This is a genomic window from Mangrovibacterium diazotrophicum, from assembly GCF_003610535.1.
Taxonomy (GTDB): Bacteria; Bacteroidota; Bacteroidia; order Bacteroidales; family Prolixibacteraceae; genus Mangrovibacterium; species Mangrovibacterium diazotrophicum.
The window spans coordinates 870,226-887,594 of sequence record NZ_RAPN01000001.1 but is presented as its reverse complement, the minus strand read 5'-3'; the positions used below and the strand labels follow the sequence as shown (position 1 = coordinate 887,594).

Sequence of the window (17,369 nt, the reverse complement as noted above, 5' to 3'; positions counted from 1 at the left end):
ACGAATGGAAAAATTGATCGATCGGCGTTACGCTGTCGGAGTTGATTTGGGTGGAACTTTCGTAAAGTTTGCCTTGGTGGCGGATGATGGGGATGTTTTGTACAGCAATAAGCTGAAGATCGGCTCTGCTTGCAAGCGAGATGATATTTTGAAAACCTTGCATGATTCGATTCGACTGGTTTTAAACGAGGCTGAACGATTGGGGGTTTGCGTGTCTGGCATTGGTATCGGTTCGCCGGGTATTGTTTGCGATGGCGTTGTGATGGGAGGTGCTGATAACCTGGATGGCTGGGAGAATGTGCCGTTGCAGACTATTTTTTCAGAAGCCTTCGATCTGCCGGTTTTTGTTGATAACGACGCGAATGTTGTGGGGTTGGCTGAGGTGAGCTTCGGTGCAGCCAAAGGATGTACTGATGTTGTTTTTATCACGGTTGGAACCGGGATTGGCGGCGCAATTGTCGTCAATGGAGATCTTTATGGCGGGTTTAAAAATCGTGGAGGTGAGCTGGGGCATATCGCTGTTGTCCATGAAGGCGCTGAGTGTAATTGTGGCGGCCGGGGCTGCCTGGAGGTTTATGCTTCGACTACTGCATTGATCCAAAGATATTGCTCGTGTTCTGGTCGTCCTGCCGAAGAAGTCGATGGTCAGTATGTCGTTCAGAAATACCTGGAAAGAGAAGAAATTGCTGTGCAATGTCTGGAGGAGCACACGAATTATCTCGGTCATGGCATAGCTGCTTTTGTCAACATATTTGCACCACAGAAAATCGTTATTGGCGGAGGTATTTCCGAAGCCGGTCAGTTTTATATCGATCTGATTTCAAAGTCAACCTTTCGGTATGCGATGAAAGATTGCGCTGTCAATACCGAAGTGGTCGGAGCCGTTTTGGGAAATCAAGCTGGTAGCCTTGGCGCTGCTTCGTTGGTGTTTCATTCGAAAAATGTAAAACTTAAAAAGGTAAGCTGATGAAAAGAAATTATTGGATTGTTGTCCTGATTTTGTTTGTATTCTTCGTGATATCTTTTCTGACCAACATTATGGGGCCGTTGATACCTGATATTATCAATGATTTTGATGTCAGTTTGGCGATGGCTTCGTTGTTGCCCTTTGCATTTTTTATTGCCTATGGTGTTTTTTCGATTCCGGCCGGAATGGCGATCGAAAAGTATCACGAGAAATCGGTGATGGTTTTTGCATTTGCTGTCTCCTTTCTCGGAGGCGGCTTATTTGCTTTGTTTCCTTCTTTTCACGTTGCGCTTTTCTCGCTCTTTCTGATTGGTTCGGGCATGGCCATGTTGCAGGTTGCCATCAATCCGTTGCTGAGAGTTGCTGGTGGCGAAGAGAATTTTGCCTTTAATTCTGTGTTAGGACAGCTGGTCTTTGGTTTGGCTTCATTTTTAAGTCCTCATTTGTTTTCTTACCTGGTTGTCAACTTGGAAGATTATAGTTCATTGAGTCAGCCGAATTCGTTTCTGACTTTTTTGCATGGGGTTGTTCCTGTAGACCTTCCTTGGGTTTCTTTATATTGGATTTTTGGAGTGGTTTCGCTACTTATGGCGCTCTTTATTGTATCGGTAAAACTTCCTGAGGTTGAGCTCACTACAGACGAGAAAGTCGGCGCATGGTCGACTCATTTGGAGTTATTCAAGAACAAGACAGTTATCCTCTATTTTATCGGCTTGTTCGCTTATGTGGGAACCGAGCAGGGCGTGGCCAATTGGGTTTCTAAATTCCTGGCTGTTTATCATCGACTCGACCCCCGGATAGAAGGAGCGGACACAATTTCCTGGTTTTGGGGGTTGTTAACTGTTGGTTGTATTCTGGGGTTAATATTGTTGAAATTTATGGATAGCCGACTGGTGTTGAAACTATTTACCGGCGCTGCAATTATTGCACTGACTTTTGGACTCTGGGGGTCACCGGGAGTGGCCTTGGTTGCTTTTCCATTAGTTGGTTTTTTCGCTTCAGTTATGTATTCCGTCATTTTTTCATTGGCGCTTAATTCTGTCGCCCAAAATCATGGTGCTTTTTCAGGGATCTTGTGTTCTGGTATTATCGGAGGCGCTGTGGTGCCGCTGATTATCGGTCTAATTGGCGATGCAATTGGATTGCGCGGTGGAATGACATTTCTGTACGTCACCTTGGGCTTTATTTTCAGCATTGGTTTCTGGGCTAAACCTTTGGTGAATAACAAGACGATAAAAGTAAAAAGTCACGAACAGCAAGTTGCTGTTGTTGGCTAGTAGCTCTGTAATGAGGCATTGTAAGTCTCTGTATTTCTTTTTTAAACGGCTTAACTATTAAAGAATCTATCTGTCGTAATTGAATAATGCGGCCAGTTTCATTCGGCCTCTTATTTTCTGATTTCATGTTTTTTACTGGCAGGGACAATTGACATTGTTCCAGGCCTTGTCTGCTCTCTTTTGTATTTCTGTTCCGGGCGATTTTTTCTTTCAATTTGAAGGGAATGTCTATTTCGCCCGTCAGAGATACGATCACAATATTATTTCACTTGTGTTAACATCATTGTAATATAATATTAACGTTTTGTTGATCTTTTTGAATGATTTAGTCTCTTTTTTGGTCAATATATCATGTATTCTGAATAATATTTCTCTAGTTTTTGATTTGCTGAGTGTAAATCTTTGTACCGGTAAACTTATGCAGTAGTCAAAATTTTATTAACCAAATACCTTATTGTATGAAGAAAGGATTATTACAAACTCTTATTGTTGGATTATTTGCTTTTATAAGCATCTCCAGCTATGCTCAGAGCCGGGTGACCGGTACTGTGAAGAGTAGCGATGGGGAGCTATTACCCGGAGCTTCTGTTGTTATCAAGGGGACAAGTATTGGTGTTATTACTGATTTTGAAGGGAGATATAACATTGAAGTTCCTCAATCTGATGTTGTTTTGCTTTTCTCTTTTGTGGGCATGGATGCCAAAGAAGAACCTCTTCAAGGACGTTTGTCCGTCGATGTGATTCTGCAGACCTCAAGTATCGGGGTTGACGAGGTTGTTGTAACCGCACTTGGAATTTCCAGAGCATCCAAATCACTGGGCTACTCTGTTTCGGAAGTTAGCGGCGAAAACCTGGAGAATGCGACGCAGGAGAACGTTTTGAATGCCTTGTCTGGAAAAGTACCGGGGGTGACAATTAACTCAACCGGTGCTGCAGGTTCTTCAGTTAGTATGGTGATTCGCGGTGCTACATCGTTGACAAGTGACAACCAGCCACTGTTTGTTATTGATGGCGTTCCGGTAAATAACACCTTGAATAACGTTTCCTCAATTGGGTCAGATAATAATGTGGACTACGGAAACGCTATTTCAGATTTAAACAGCAACGACATTGAAAGTATGTCGATCCTGAAAGGACCTAGTGCTGCTGCGCTGTACGGATCGCGGGCAGGTAACGGGGTAGTACTCATCACGACCAAAAAAGGGAAAAAGGCGAAAGGACTCGGCGTGAGTATCAGTTCAAGTACCGTTTTGGATATTCCCTATAAATATGTGGATACCCAGTCGCTTTTTGCCAACGGATCGCGGCCATATACACCAACCAACTATCCGTCCAACTCTTACGGATCGATGGTAATTGCAGAAGATGCATCGGGGTGGGTTGGCCCGGAGCTGAATAAAGGCTATACGGCCATTCAATGGCCTTATACACCGGAGGAACTTGAAAGTGGTATCCCGGTATCGAAAGAATTGAAGTCTTACAATAATGCGGAGAACTTCTTCGAGACTGGTATCACCTCGACTAACAGTGTATCGGTGGCCAACCAGACGGATAAAATAAACTATCGTGTTTCATTTACGAACATGCAGAACAAGGGCTACATTCCCAACAGCGATCTGCATAAAAACTCGATCAGTTCAAATATCAGTCTGAATCTCACGGATAATTTTACAATCAGCAGCGTGATCAATTATTCGAAGAATGGTTCAGACAACCGGCCGGCAGGAAACAGAGGCGCGAACCCGTTGCAGGCTTTGTATAATATCAACTCCCACATCAATGTGCTGGATATGAAAGACTACTGGGAGGAAGGAAAAGAAGGTATTCAGCAAAGTTCTCCTTATACCTGGGGCGATTACGATAGCCGCGAGTTTAACAACCCTTATTTCCTGGCAAACGAGGTGAATAACTCGTTCAATCGCGACCGTATTTTCGGGAATATTGATGCAAGCTGGCAAATTACACCAGATCTGTCGGTGAAAGCACGCTATGCACATGATGAGTTCAAAGAAAAACGCGAAACTAAAATTGCGTACAGTTATACCGAAGAAGCGAATGGTGCTTACGGTATCATCAACTTGGAACGGTTTGAGCGCAATACCGACTTTTTGGTGACATACAAAAAGAGACTGGATGAAGTTGACTTTTCGGTTTCAGCCGGTGGAAACGCGATGTACCAAAAAGGTTCGAACAATTACATGACAACTAAGTCGGGTGGTAGTGGTTTGATTACTCCCGGAATTTATTCGTTGACAAACATTTCGCCGGATAACCTGGATTATGGTTCTTCCTGGTGGGAAAAAGCAATCTACAGTGTTTATGCCTTGGCAAGTTTTGGCTACAAGGATATGGTTTACCTGGATTTGACTGCCAGAAATGACTGGTCGAGTACACTTCCTGAAGACAACCGTTCGTTCTTCTACCCTTCAGCATCACTCAGTTTATTGCTGAATAATATGCTGGCACTGCCATCAGACGTTTCGCTGTTGAAATTACGCGGAGGATGGGCCCAGGTTGGTAACGACACCGATCCATACAAATTATACCCGGTTCTGGGTAACGAGGGAGCCTGGGGAAATGTTACCCGTCTTTCGGCTTCAGGCGAGTTGCTAAGTCCTGATTTGAAGCCGGAGATCCAAACATCTTACGAGTTTGGTGCTGACCTCAATTTTTATGATAGTCGTTTGCGCTTAAGCGGTACCTGGTATCATTCTGACAATAAAAACCAGGTGCTGAGTATTGACCTTCCGGCTTCTTCCGGAGCCAGCTCCAAACAAATTAATGCCGGGTTAATTTCGGCAAAAGGATGGGAGGCAACATTGGGACTTACCCCAATTGCCAACTCCAATTGGAAATGGGATCTTAATTTCTCATTCACCCGGAACAGAACAATTTTGAAAGAATTGGCTGACGGGATGACCTACATTAAATTGTGGGGTGACGCTAAAGGTGGAGCTTACACGTGGGTTGGCGACGAAATCGGACAAATTATTGACCGCAAAATGGTTCGCGTTGAAGATCCGGATTCGGAGTACTATGGATACCCTATTCTGGACAGCGATGGCTACGATCAAAGTAACAGCAAAGTGTACGATGACGACGGAAATCGTGTAGCACCGGTTATCGGTAACTTCAACCCCGATTTGATGGTTGGCTTGCAAACAAGCTTGTCGTACAAACGCTTCACCTTAAGTGCCAACTTTGACTGGCGAATCGGAGGTCAGTTTGTTTCGCAAACACTGCGCTACGGTGAATCGGATTTGCACTCACAACGATGGTTAGATCGTACGTTGAAATTAAATAACCTCGATGATATTCCGGCTTATTTGAAAGAGCACGCAGATGAGTACCTGTCTCCCGACGGTATGTTCTATGTGGTTGTTGGTGGTCCAACCGCGGATACCGGTGGTTTTGAACACACCGAAGGTGGTATCACCCTAAACGACGGTGTGTTTATGCCAGGGGTATACGAAGATGACAACGGCAACTATGTGGAGAACCTGGGTGGTGGCGATACCAAATATGTTCGTTACCAGGATTTCTACGGCTGGAGTTACACCCGTACTGCGACTTTCGACGCCGACTTCATTAAATTGAGAGATGTTTCGATAACCTACAAGATTCCTGAAAAAATCTACAGTTCTATTGGTATTCAAAACGCTTCGATTTCTGTATTCAGCCGCAACTTGATTTTGTGGACAAAAGCAAAAATCAATATTGACCCGGAGAACGCCTTCCAGCCGGAAAGCAGCACGCAGGCCAGCGGTATTCAGTTTAAGCAAGGTATCGAACGATACAACGTGAATCCATGGGTAATTCCGGTAGGTCTCAAGCTTAATTTAAATTTTTAATTGATTTATTATTAAACGGTTGAGTTATGAAATTAATTAGAATAACATATTATCTCATGTTTGTGATGTCGGTTCTGGTTTTTCAGTCTTGCCAGGATTTGACAGAATTAAACGAAAATCCGAATGGAGTCGAGCCGTCGACAGTTGATCCCAATCTGCTAATCAGTACCGTTTTAACGGAATATGGTCAATCGGTTGTTGACAATGGATTTGGGAATGTGGCCGGTGTGATGCAGCACCTGGAGAAAGATTCCTGGTCTTCAGCATTTAACAACTACGATTGGGAAGAAGAAGAATGGAGCGGCTACTATTCGATGCTGCGAACAAATAAGCTGGCTTACGAAAGGGCCGTTGAGGAAGGTATGGAGTTTCACCAGGGAGTTTGTTTGGTGATGCGCGCCATGATTTTTGGACGAATTACCGATTTCTGGGGTGACGCGCCTTACACTTATGCGTTAAATGCAGAAGATGGTGGTACCGATGATATATTGCCTCCATTTGATTCTCAGGAAACCATCTACAAAGGTATTATCGATGAGTTGGCCACTGCCGCCAGTTTGTTGTCGAAAGAATCTACAGAATACTCGAATGTTAGTGCCGAAGCGGACGTTTTTTACGGTGGTGATGCAACCAAATGGATGAAGCTTGCCAATTCTCTGGCTTTGCGTTTCTACATGCGATTGTCCGCCAAATTACCGGACTATGCTGAAGCAGGTGTCAAAAAAATGTTAGCCGAATCTTTGATCAGCAGTGTTGATGAAGGTTGTATGATGAGCTACATCGGCTCGAGCGACGATGATTCCTGGCCGTCAAATACAGAGTATGATTCTTCATCCAGCAATTTCAAACGTTACAAGCCTTGTACTACTTTGTTGTATCGTTTGAATGAACTGAATGACCCCCGTTTGGGAACTTGGTTTAATCCGGTGGAAATTCCGATTGTAGTATCTTCATTGTATGCACCTACTGAGGATACCGTGGTTGATGATGTACGGTACATTACTCCGGAATATTTGGCCGCCAATAGCATGATGATTTTTGACGAATCGACTTTTAAACAAGCGGTTGAAGACGGTTATACGCTTGTGGATACAAATAGCGTTTATGTTGGTTTGCCACCTAGCGTTTCGTCATATGAACCATACGATTACAACTTAAATCCGAATCCAACGCAGGGTGGGGGGAATGTTCACGTTTCCTACCTGAGTGATCTGTTTAAAGATGCAGAGAATGAATATTTGCTGGCTCGAATTTTCCCGTATTCCGAAGTTTGTTTCCTGAAAGCCGAAGCAGCTTATTATGGTTGGGGAGGTGTTGCAGAAGACAGCTACGATGCCGGTGTCGAAGCCTCGTTGGAAGAATGGGGCGTGGACGATGATTTTTCAAGCTACATCGCGAATGATGGTGTTGCTTTCGACGGTACACTCGATCAAATTATGGAACAAAAGTGGATTGCCAGCTTTACGAATGCATCAGAAGCTTGGTTCGACTGGAGAAGAACAGGCCTTCCGGATCTTCAGACCGGGCCATCTCCATTGCGCGATGCTATTCCACTTCGATTCTACTACGGAAGCGACGAAAAGGAAAACAATGCCACAAATTATTTGGCTGCCATTGAAAATCTGGAAACAACAAGTTACAGTTCTTCTGACGACAACGATAGTGCTTGGTCTAAAATGTGGTTACTGCAGGGTACTGACGAACCCTGGTAAAATATTGATTTGGATACAGAAAGAGGACGAGCGAACGTTTGTCTCGTCCTCTTTTACTTATACAAAATTGATATAACGAAATGTGCTTTTCCGTTGGCGGAATAGTGTTGGATAAGGCTGGAAGAACGAATGTAAATAATTGAAATACTGACAATCTTAAAGTATATAAGTCTATGAAATATATGTTGATGGCCCGAAGAATCTGTTTGTTTGTTTTATTGATGTGTACGGGGTTAAAAGTTTTTGCCGGAGCTAAGCAGAGCTTTAATGATGTTCCCTTCACGCAGGAATACAGCATTAAGTATAACCTGGAGGATTCAACGATTCTTCTAACAAATGCGGTTGCCGACCGGAATGGATACATCCAATTATTTTCTTCAGAAGGACTGATGATGCCCAAAGCTGGCCAGTTGTTGTTTCCCGGCTCATTGGTACCGGACAATCATTATAAACCGACATCGGATAAGAAGATTTCGGCGCTTTCAACCTACGACAATCAATTGATTTACCTGGATGATCAGGCGGTGTTCAGTAATGCATGGGCCGGAAGATTGTTTGTCAAACACGAACTTCCAACGGCAAAATTACTTTGCCCTGGTTCGGATTTTACCTTTCTTGTTTCGGACGGCAAGGAGCTTCGTCTGTTGGCTGATAGTAAAATTAGCTGGTCGGGAACTTCGAAAGAGCCGGTGAAGCAGATCGTTTTTTCTGAAGCAAACGAAACATTCTATTTGCTGAGCGACAAGCAAATCTTCAGCTTATCGGTGACCAGTCCGAAAATTAAACCGGTTTTCAAAGCTGACGAAATGACCTGCATTGCTCCGGTAGAAACAATGCTTTTGGTTGGAACACAAAATGGGTATTTCAAATTAAATACGGCGACAAATAAACAAGAAGGGCTAATTCAACAAAACCTGCCCTCGACCCATATTACCACTATTGCAGAAATTGATGGGACCATTTGGTTCGGGGCTGCAGGCGGGGCTTTTCGCCTGGAAGAAGATTGTGGATTCAAATATTACGCCTCAAAGCGTTGGTTACCATCCGATCAGGTTTTATCGATTTCGAAAGGCCCTGAAAATTCGATCTTAATTCTGACGTCCGGGGGATTGACAAAGTTGTGTCGCGAAGAAATGACTTTGGCCGAAAAAGCCGATTTTTTTGAAAAGCAGGTGCGTGAACGCCATATTCGCAATGGATTCAATGCCACACTTGGTCGGATGACAGACGGTGATGTGACCAGCGGAAACCTGGTTGATTCGGATAACGACGGATTGTGGACTTCCATGTACCTGGCGGCGGAAGCGCTGCGCTACTCCGTCACGCATTCGGATGATGCTTTGCAAAATGTTCGGGAGTCGCTGGATGCGATGGATCGCTTGTTCACGATTAACCCGGTACCGGGATTTCCTTCGCGTTCGTTCGAACGGCGGGGATACAAATACGACAGCGAGCCTTGGCGTCGCGCAGACGATCCGGAGTGGGACTGGAAGTCAACAACCAGTAGCGACGAAGCGATCGGGCACTTTTTTGTCTATGGTGTTATTGCGGAGTTGGTTGATGTGCCTGAAGTTAAAAATCAAGCCATTGCATTGATCGATACGTTAATGAGCCACGTGCTGAAAAACGATTATTATTTGGTTGACTGGAACGGGGAGCCAACTCTCTGGGGACGCTGGAACCCGGAGTATGTCAATAATTTCCCGATCAACGTGGGCGACCGCAAGATCAACTCATCCAATATTATTGGGATGCTGCAAACTGCTTATCACTTCACCAGGAAGGAAAAGTATAAAGAGGCTGCATTCAACCTGATGCAAAACCATGGTTATTACGAAAACCTGATGCGACCGATGAAAGAAATCGGTTATGCGTCAGAAGATGCCAGTGATTGGGCCAAAATGTTATCGGAGGGATGGAACCATTCCGATGATGAAATGTACTTCTGTGGCTATTGGGGACTTTATCGCTATGCCTTAAATGATACCTTGAAAGCCAGCTTTAAAGAAGCAATTGTTGATCATTGGGAAGCTGAACGTCCGGAGAAGGATGCGTTGTGGAATATGATGACCGGTTTGGTCGGCGGAGCCGATTACGATTACGAGGAAGCCTTGTGGTTTCTTGAAAAATACCCCTTGGATCTGATCGATTGGAGTGTAAAAAACAGCGATCGCAAAGACATTGATTTTATTCCGGAAAATTTCCGGGGACAAACAATTGAATCGGTTTTGCCGCCGGATGAATTGCCGATTGGACGCCATAACCGAAACCGGTTTATGCTGGACGACGGCGGTCGGGGAAGGGCTGAGTTTAGCGCCGGAGATATTTGGTTGCTGCCGTACTGGATGGGACGCTACCTTGGAATTATTAAGGAGACAACAACTACGAAAAAATAAAACTGAACTTTTGGGTCTAACCAGGCTGCCCTTTTCTCGTTATCAGGAGTCCTAGTGGCAGCCTTCTTTTAAAAATAACTTTTTATCATGTTGAAATTTAAATCGGTTTTACAAATATGTATCAGCGTCGCGGTTCTGTCTGCATGTGCCCCTCAAAAACAGGCGAATGAGCACACGGTTAAGCAGGTGATTGATGACGCAATTTCCAGACTTTATGAAACCAAGTCGACGAAGGAGCTCGAAAACCTGACAGAGGACGATGCTATGGCCCTGTTTTCTGAAGAAGAGCTGAATGTGCTTGCATCACGCTACTGGATTTTTGATGTCAATGTGCCCGTAACGGTTTCTGTAATCCGAAGTACCAAGCAGGAGGTCGTTCCGTTTTGGTTGTCAACATCGGGTTTTCAAAAGACAGATCTCACGCTGAATAATGAAATATCGTCTTATGAAATCTGGCAGAAGAATTTTGAGGCAGGAACGGTGCAGCTTGGGATAAATGGGTTCGACAATTTTCGACTGCCTTATTTTGTTGCCGTAAAACCTCAAAATGAAGAAGATGATCTTCAAATTAGCCATGTTGTTCCGGCAGATCAGCCTGTGACGGTATTGCAGGACAGTGTAACAACTTACAACGACTGGACTGAGCTGGTTACAGAGAATGTACCCGAAAGTCTGCTCGGCGCGGGTTTGCTGACGACAATCAGGGGGCGGAGTTCCGAGTCGAACATTGTAGGTGCTTTTCGCGAAACAGCTTTCCCATCGTCTAACAAACCGGATCAGTTGATGCTGACCTGGAGCGATGATCCTGCAACAACAATCGATATTCAATGGCGAACAAACACAACCGTTGAAAATGGCTCAGTGAAGTATCGTGAATTGGGAGCGACAGAAGAACAAGAAGTTGGTGCTGAGAAGTTTGAAATGGAAGATCGCAACCTGGTAAACGATCGTTTTATCTATCGTTTTACAGCACACTTGACAGCGCTAACACCTGGTCAGAAATACCAATACTTGATTGCTCCGGAAACGGATTGGGCCAAGGCTGACACCTTCGAAACAGCAGATCAATCGGAAAAGCTTTCGTTTATCTGGACGGGCGACACGCATCATTCCCCTGTAGCAGGTGAAGTTGCGAATAAAGCCTTTGAAGCACACCCGGACGCCAAATTTATCTCGTTTGCTGGTGACCTGGTTAGCGACGGAACAGACCGGAATCAGTGGGATGATTTGTGGCAATTTACAGGAAATGTAATCAAGCGCATTCCGCTCATGTCGGTTCCGGGAAACCACGACGAACGTTATGGGTTGGGTGCTGAGATGTACCGGAATATGTTTTCTTATCCGAAAAATGGCCCCGATAGCGTGCCAAGCGAACAAACTTACGCTTTCACGTACAACAATGCTCTGTTTTTAATGATTGACGGTGTTTACTCCACCGATCTGAATACAAAATGGATCGAAGATCAGCTGAAGAACAGCGATGCCAAATGGAAGTTCGCGATGTTCCATTTTCCTCCTTACAACTGGGAAGAACCTTATCTGGACATGCAACAAGCCTGGGTGCCATTGTTTGATAAGTATCACGTTGATATGGTCTTTAGTGGACATATTCACTACTACATGCGATCAAAACCAATGAATGGCGGTAAGGTGGTCAAGTCGTACAATGACGGGACTGCTTATATCATTTCGCTGGCAATTATGGGACAGACTGATCCTGAAAAAGCTACGGTCGAGCCTTATGCTGAAAAACGTGAATTTACGAATGGACTATATCAATATATCAAAATAGACGGAGACAATCTGACTTACGAATCCGTTAATCTAGAGGGTAAAGCAATAGATTCTTTTTCAATAACAAAATCTCGGAAATAGAGATTAAACAGCGGTATTTTTTGAAGACAGCCCAGCTACTTGTTAGCTGGGTTTTTTTTTCGTCCTGGTAACCCTGCTTCGAATCAAGAATGTATACTCTGGCTGGGTTTTTTAGTGGAAGAATGATCTGTTCTTCGCATCAATGCAGTTGCGTTTTCATCTGAAATACACAACGCGTTTTTAGTGCAATACGATTGGGCAAAATGAAAAAGCCGTCCAGCAAATTGCTAAACGGCTTGTGGTTAAATTACTAACAAAACGCCTTTCAAAGGCGCACTTACACTATCAGAACTCTATGATTTATTTACTGGTGTAGTCCGTTTGATTTAAGGTATTCGAGCACTTTTTTAGGTTGGTCTGTTTGGATCATATTGGCTTGATATTTCGTCAGTTCTTTGATGGCTACATCGGTTTTGCCGTCAACAATCAGCGCATCGCCATCTCCCAGGGCGTTGATCCAGACTCGGGCGTCGTGATCGCGGATCAGTTTTGTGAGTTCGGGCGAATAGAATTTGCTGTCAATGTGAATGGCCACCGGTTTAAAAATCTGGAGTGCCGAATCGGCCATTTCGTAAGAATAAGCTCGTGGCATAACCATGGCGTTGGGATCGTAACTCAATACTTGCTTCAGTGATTCGTAATCGTCGTCGAAATAAATGACTTGCTTCTGACAGTCGGTTTTGGCTACCACATCTGCAATTGGTTTCAGTCGGCTGGTTTTAATGTCAATGTCAACCATGACTTTCCCGTGAACCAGGTTCAGGATGTCTTCAAAAGCAGGAATTTTTTCGTCTGTTACCGTTCCATCGCGCATCTTCAGATGAAATTGCTGCAACTCGGCCCAGGTAAAACTTTCCGGATCGCCAGTCCCTGTTGTGGTTCGATCGATTGTTCGGTCGTGCATCAAAAAAGGTACGCCGTCGCTCGACACTTTTAAATCAACTTCGATGATGTCGAGACCAAGATCGATTGCATGCTGCGCGGCCGATAGCGAATTCTCCGGGTGGCCGTTGTGTGCTGCACGGTGAGCTGCAACAATCACCGTGTTTGAATGGGCATCGCGTACTTCTTTTACAATTTGGTCGACCTTATTGCCTGGTTTGCACGAAACCGCAACGAAGAGAATTAGAAGAGAGAGAAGAGAAAATGAAGTTTTCATTCGATGATCTATTTTTTATTGTTGGTTAACAAATTCGGAGGAATACAAACATGTTTGATTGTGTTAGAACCTTCGACGGAGTAGGAGTAACTGATTTGGACTGAGCCGTCTTTCGTTTGAATGATGGACGGGTAGGAGAATCCCCCTTTTTTGTCCTGCAGATTTTCCAGGGTGTAAACCTTGGTCCAATTTTCGCCCTCGTTAGCCGATCGGTAAAGACTGAGCCGATTGCGTCCTTGTTCGAGATCATTGCAAATCATCAGCCAGCTGCCGTCGGTCAATGCCAATGCATCAACGCTCGATCCGGGATTGGGGATATCGGTTTTTGAAGCTGCTGTCCAGCTGTTTCCGTTATCGTTGGAGGTAGCTGTGAAAATTTGGCCCGGCGCATCGCCGTTGTCCCGCATGTACGCAACGATTTCACCATTTTGCTTTTGCAAGAGCGTGGGTTGAATGTTGCCCCGACCAACAATCGGTAAACTGGCTTTCCAATTGTCACCGCTATCATCAGAAATGGCAACCAGCGAAAGGTTAAAACCATCCGAATACAGTGGCAGCAATATTCGATCATTGTCCAGCAACAGCGGTTTTATTCGTCCCATCCATCCGAGTTGGCGTTTTATCGGATCTTGAGCTGCCTCGACAATCATCTTTTCATACTGTGGCGCATATTCAGCCCAGGCCAGTTCAGGGCTTTTCAGTTCCTTGAACTTGGCTTCGACGGTTGTTGCAAACTCATTTCCAGGTTGTAAAAGAATGATATCCTGCCAGCTCCAATTGGGTGCTCCGTCTTTCAAATAATCCGTTGAGATTCTGGTTTTCAAAATGGATGTTTCCCATCTGTTGGCGACAACTACCAGCCAAATCAAGTGCAGACGATTTTGATGGTCTACAAACAAAATTGGGTTACAATCCGGATTTCCCGGCGTATCGGCCAAAAGGAAAGGTTTGCTCCAGGCAGTTTCTCCTTTTTTCAGCCGGGCGCCGTTAATGACGACATCGTTGGCATGTCGCTCGCCGGATCCTTCGAACCAGCAGGCCAGCAAGTCGCCGTTCGGTAGTTCGGTCAGGCAACTGCTGTGAACATGTTTGCCCTGAAGCGGAAAAATAAAATCAGACTGAATCGAGTCTTTCTGTTGTGGTTTCGAGGCCGAAAGCCCATTTACAGCATTTAAAAGCATTAGTATGAAAAGGCCGAACTGACCGAATGAAAACAGTGAGTTCTTGGTTTGAAAAGCTTTTTGCCGTCGGATGAAAGAGATTTCTTTTACATTCATATGGTTTACTTTTTACCGGATCGGGATAATTTGTCAGGGGGAGCTTAGTTGATGATAGATACAAAGTAAAAGTACTGACTGTCATGATGCTTGCTGAATCTTGTGCATTTTGCATTAAATATTGACTACTATATTTCTCCAAAGGGATTTTTATACCCACACTTTTGAATTAATAGCCAATTGAGCAAAAATGGGTTTCAGAATGCCACTTTTTCAATGTCATTCATATTTATCTGTTTTGTAATCCGGGCGTAAGAGTTTAAATCTATACTTGCTGTTCTCAAGGAAAAGAATACAGGAGTGGAAAACCTCAAGTTGTTGTAGCTGAATCTTAGGTTCAAGGTGATTTAATCCTGTCTAAATAGCTCCAGTGAAGGGAGTATAATTAAACAATCAGGTAATTATTTTTCAGTAACATAGTGATGACGGAGTTGCTCAGTTTTTGGGCAACTTCATCTGTTTCAAAATAAAATCGAGATGAGAATATTTTGCGTTATGGTGGGCTTGCTTTTGGCTGGACAGATGTTGTTTGGTCAGGAAGCAGTTATCAAGGACTTGGATAAAACAAGTTATCCGGTATTTCAGGTCGATTACGCCAATCCTACTGCGGATAAACCTCAGTCGAAACTCTGGTATCTGGATCAATGCTGGTGGGCAATTATTCCGAAATCAAACGGCCCTTCATTGTGGGAGCGCACCAGCAGTGGCTGGATTGAAAATACGAATGTAAATGAGACCTTGGAAGGCGTTCCGGGGCGTGCTGATGTTTATCTGGACGGGAACCAGGTTACCGCTGTTGGTGTTGACACAAGTTACTTGGGTATATTCCGGTTGGAACGGGAAGGGCAAACGTGGAAGGCGCAAAAATTAGCAAGCTTGTTCCCCAGCGATGCAGGCAGCACCATTGAAACAGCGACGATAGTCAAAGATCTGAGAGGAAAATGGTGGGTTTCAGCAATTGCCGGGAGTGAGGTCTGTGTTTGGAATTCTGAGGATGGAGGCCGGAAGTGGAGTAAACCACTTGTGTTGGCTCGCGGGATTGGGAAAGATGATATCTGCACCATTACAGAGGTACCCGGAGGAGTCGCTGTAATTTGGTCGGATCAGCTTCGGGAAGCTGTGAAGTTTCGAAGCCATTTAACCGGTGAGCCCGCACATAAATGGGAGAAGGAAACAATTATCGAGCAGGGCAATAAAACAGCCGACGACCATCTGAATACAGCACTGTCTGCTGACGGCACGCTTTGGATGACAACGAAAAACAGCGTTGATGTGGTTGGCAAACCTCAATTTGTTTTGCGAGTTCGTACTCCCGAAGGGAAATGGAGTAATTATCCCTATTGTAACCTGGGAAATGTAGAGCAACCCAGTCGACCAATTATTTTGACCGTCGAAGATAATCCTTCGTTAATTTTAAACGGCTACACGATTTATAACTCGAAAAGCCGCTATCTTGGGGTGATTGATTTCGGAATCGTCGACACAACAAAAACCGAGATTATTAGTCAGGTAACGCCAGTAATGGTACCGGACACCACCGATTGGCTGGGTAAAAATCAAATTAATAATGTAACAGGCTCAAAAAGGGCATTGCCCAAAGGAGCTCCATGGATTGTCCTGGCTTCTGACAATGACGGTAGGATCTATGAGGTTGATTTAGCAGGTTATTTTGGTGAGAAACTGAAAGAATAATTTTTAGGGCGGCTTAACGCTTTAGCCGCAAAAAATATTGTAAATCTAAAATTCAAATAAAAAAGATTAGACTATGAAGAGATTGGTAGGGGTAGTTTTGTTTGCATTTTTTATTGTGGTAAGTGTAAACGGACAGGAAAAACAGACACTGAAGTTTAACAATAACCGAGAGTTGAAAATCCTTCAGTTTACGGATACACACACCAACATTGAAAAAAATAAACGGGTGGAAGTGTTTGAGTATATCCGGAAAATTGTCGAGTTAGAAAAGCCGGATCTGGTTGTGTTAACAGGCGATATTGCCACCGACGGCAATCCGGCAAGGACATACGATGCATTTGAAAAACTGTTTGAAGAGGAAAATCTTCCATGGGCTTTGGTTTTGGGAAATCACGATTCACAGGCCGATTGGAACCGGCAACAAGTAGCAACTTACGTGCAGGGGCTGAAGAACTGCTTAAACGCAGATCGGGCCGACACAGATGGCGGAAGCAACTTTGTGTTGCCCGTTTACAGCTCGGATAACGAAAAAGAAGCCCTGTTGTACTTCATGGATTCGCAAGCCTACAGCACGCTTGAGCCGTTGGTTGGCGGCTGGGGCTGGTTTTCGCATAACCAGGTTGAATGGTATCGGGCTCAAAGTGCCCAATTTACAGCACAGAACAATGGAAAACCTTTTCCGGCGTTGGCTTTTTTTCATATTCCGCTGCCCGAGTATTATGCGGCCTGGACAAACAAAGATGCTAAGGCTGTCGGTAGGCGTATTGAATCCGAGTGCGGGCCGGAAATCAATACCGGTATGTTTGCTGCTATGGTTGAGAGTGGCGATGTGATGGGAACTTTCGTCGGTCACGATCATTATAACGATTACATTGGAGTCCAGTATAATATTGCTTTAGCATACGGTAGGGTAACAAAGCCCCGTGAAAAACGAAAACAACCTATCCCTGGTGGGCGAATGATCGTTTTGAAAGAAGGACAGCGCGCCTTCGACACCTGGATTCGGGATGTTAACGGCAAGAAAGTGTACGAGTGCAAATATCCGGCTTCGTTTGTGTCTGTTCGGGAATAAAAATAGAAGCTTTTAGAAATATAATTTAGCTTTAGGGAACGATACTCCCTTCCAATAGAGGAACAGAATCCCATTAAAATAGCTCTTTGTA

The 17,369-nt window shown here is 44.4% G+C and carries 10 protein-coding genes; 8 read left to right on the top strand and 2 right to left on the bottom strand.

All coding sequences use genetic code 11. The annotated features are described in order from the left end of the window. The first annotated feature begins 4 nt into the window (after positions 1-4). From BC643_RS03510 to BC643_RS03485, 6 genes are all read left to right on the top strand, one after another. The gene (locus BC643_RS03510; RefSeq protein ID WP_120271782.1) at positions 5-967 is read left to right on the top strand and encodes an ROK family protein; all 963 of its coding nucleotides are present in this window, start codon (positions 5-7) and stop codon (positions 965-967) included. Beyond that, positions 967-2,244, top strand: a complete 1,278-nt coding sequence (locus tag BC643_RS03505; RefSeq protein WP_120271781.1) for an MFS transporter — start codon at positions 967-969, stop codon at positions 2,242-2,244. The genes BC643_RS03510 and BC643_RS03505 overlap by 1 nt, the downstream gene beginning before the upstream one ends. A gap of 458 nt (positions 2,245-2,702) precedes the next feature. Further along, positions 2,703-6,095: a SusC/RagA family TonB-linked outer membrane protein gene (locus tag BC643_RS03500; RefSeq protein WP_120271780.1), complete on the top strand. Its 3,393-nt coding sequence runs from the start codon at positions 2,703-2,705 to the stop codon at positions 6,093-6,095. A gap of 26 nt (positions 6,096-6,121) precedes the next feature. Next, positions 6,122-7,807 carry a SusD/RagB family nutrient-binding outer membrane lipoprotein gene (locus tag BC643_RS03495; RefSeq protein ID WP_120271779.1) on the top strand — a complete coding sequence of 562 codons (1,686 nt, stop codon included), beginning with the start codon at positions 6,122-6,124 and terminating at the stop codon, positions 7,805-7,807. 173 nt (positions 7,808-7,980) lie between these two features. After that, positions 7,981-10,203, top strand: coding sequence for a hypothetical protein (locus BC643_RS03490; protein WP_120271778.1), 2,223 nt, complete (start codon positions 7,981-7,983; stop codon positions 10,201-10,203). Positions 10,204-10,290: 87 nt separating this feature from the next. Continuing rightward, a complete protein-coding gene (locus BC643_RS03485) occupies positions 10,291-12,078 on the top strand; it encodes a purple acid phosphatase family protein (protein WP_120271777.1) in 1,788 nt (595 codons plus the stop codon). 304 nt (positions 12,079-12,382) lie between these two features. Here the strand turns inward: BC643_RS03485 and BC643_RS03480 are convergent, their stop codons facing one another. After that, the gene (locus BC643_RS03480; protein WP_120271776.1) at positions 12,383-13,237 is read right to left on the bottom strand and encodes a glycerophosphodiester phosphodiesterase family protein; all 855 of its coding nucleotides are present in this window, start codon (positions 13,235-13,237) and stop codon (positions 12,383-12,385) included. A gap of 8 nt (positions 13,238-13,245) precedes the next feature. Beyond that, on the bottom strand, positions 13,246-14,514 hold the full coding sequence (locus BC643_RS03475) for a sialidase family protein (RefSeq protein WP_120271775.1): 1,269 nt from the start codon (positions 14,512-14,514) through the stop codon (positions 13,246-13,248). 477 nt (positions 14,515-14,991) lie between these two features. On the opposite strand from BC643_RS03475, the gene BC643_RS03470 reads away from it, so the two are divergent. After that, positions 14,992-16,206 carry a hypothetical protein gene (locus BC643_RS03470; protein WP_147377125.1) on the top strand — a complete coding sequence of 405 codons (1,215 nt, stop codon included), beginning with the start codon at positions 14,992-14,994 and terminating at the stop codon, positions 16,204-16,206. Between the two features lie 73 nt (positions 16,207-16,279). Beyond that, positions 16,280-17,278, top strand: a complete 999-nt coding sequence (locus BC643_RS03465) for a metallophosphoesterase family protein (RefSeq protein ID WP_120271773.1) — start codon at positions 16,280-16,282, stop codon at positions 17,276-17,278. Positions 17,279-17,369 lie beyond the last annotated feature (91 nt).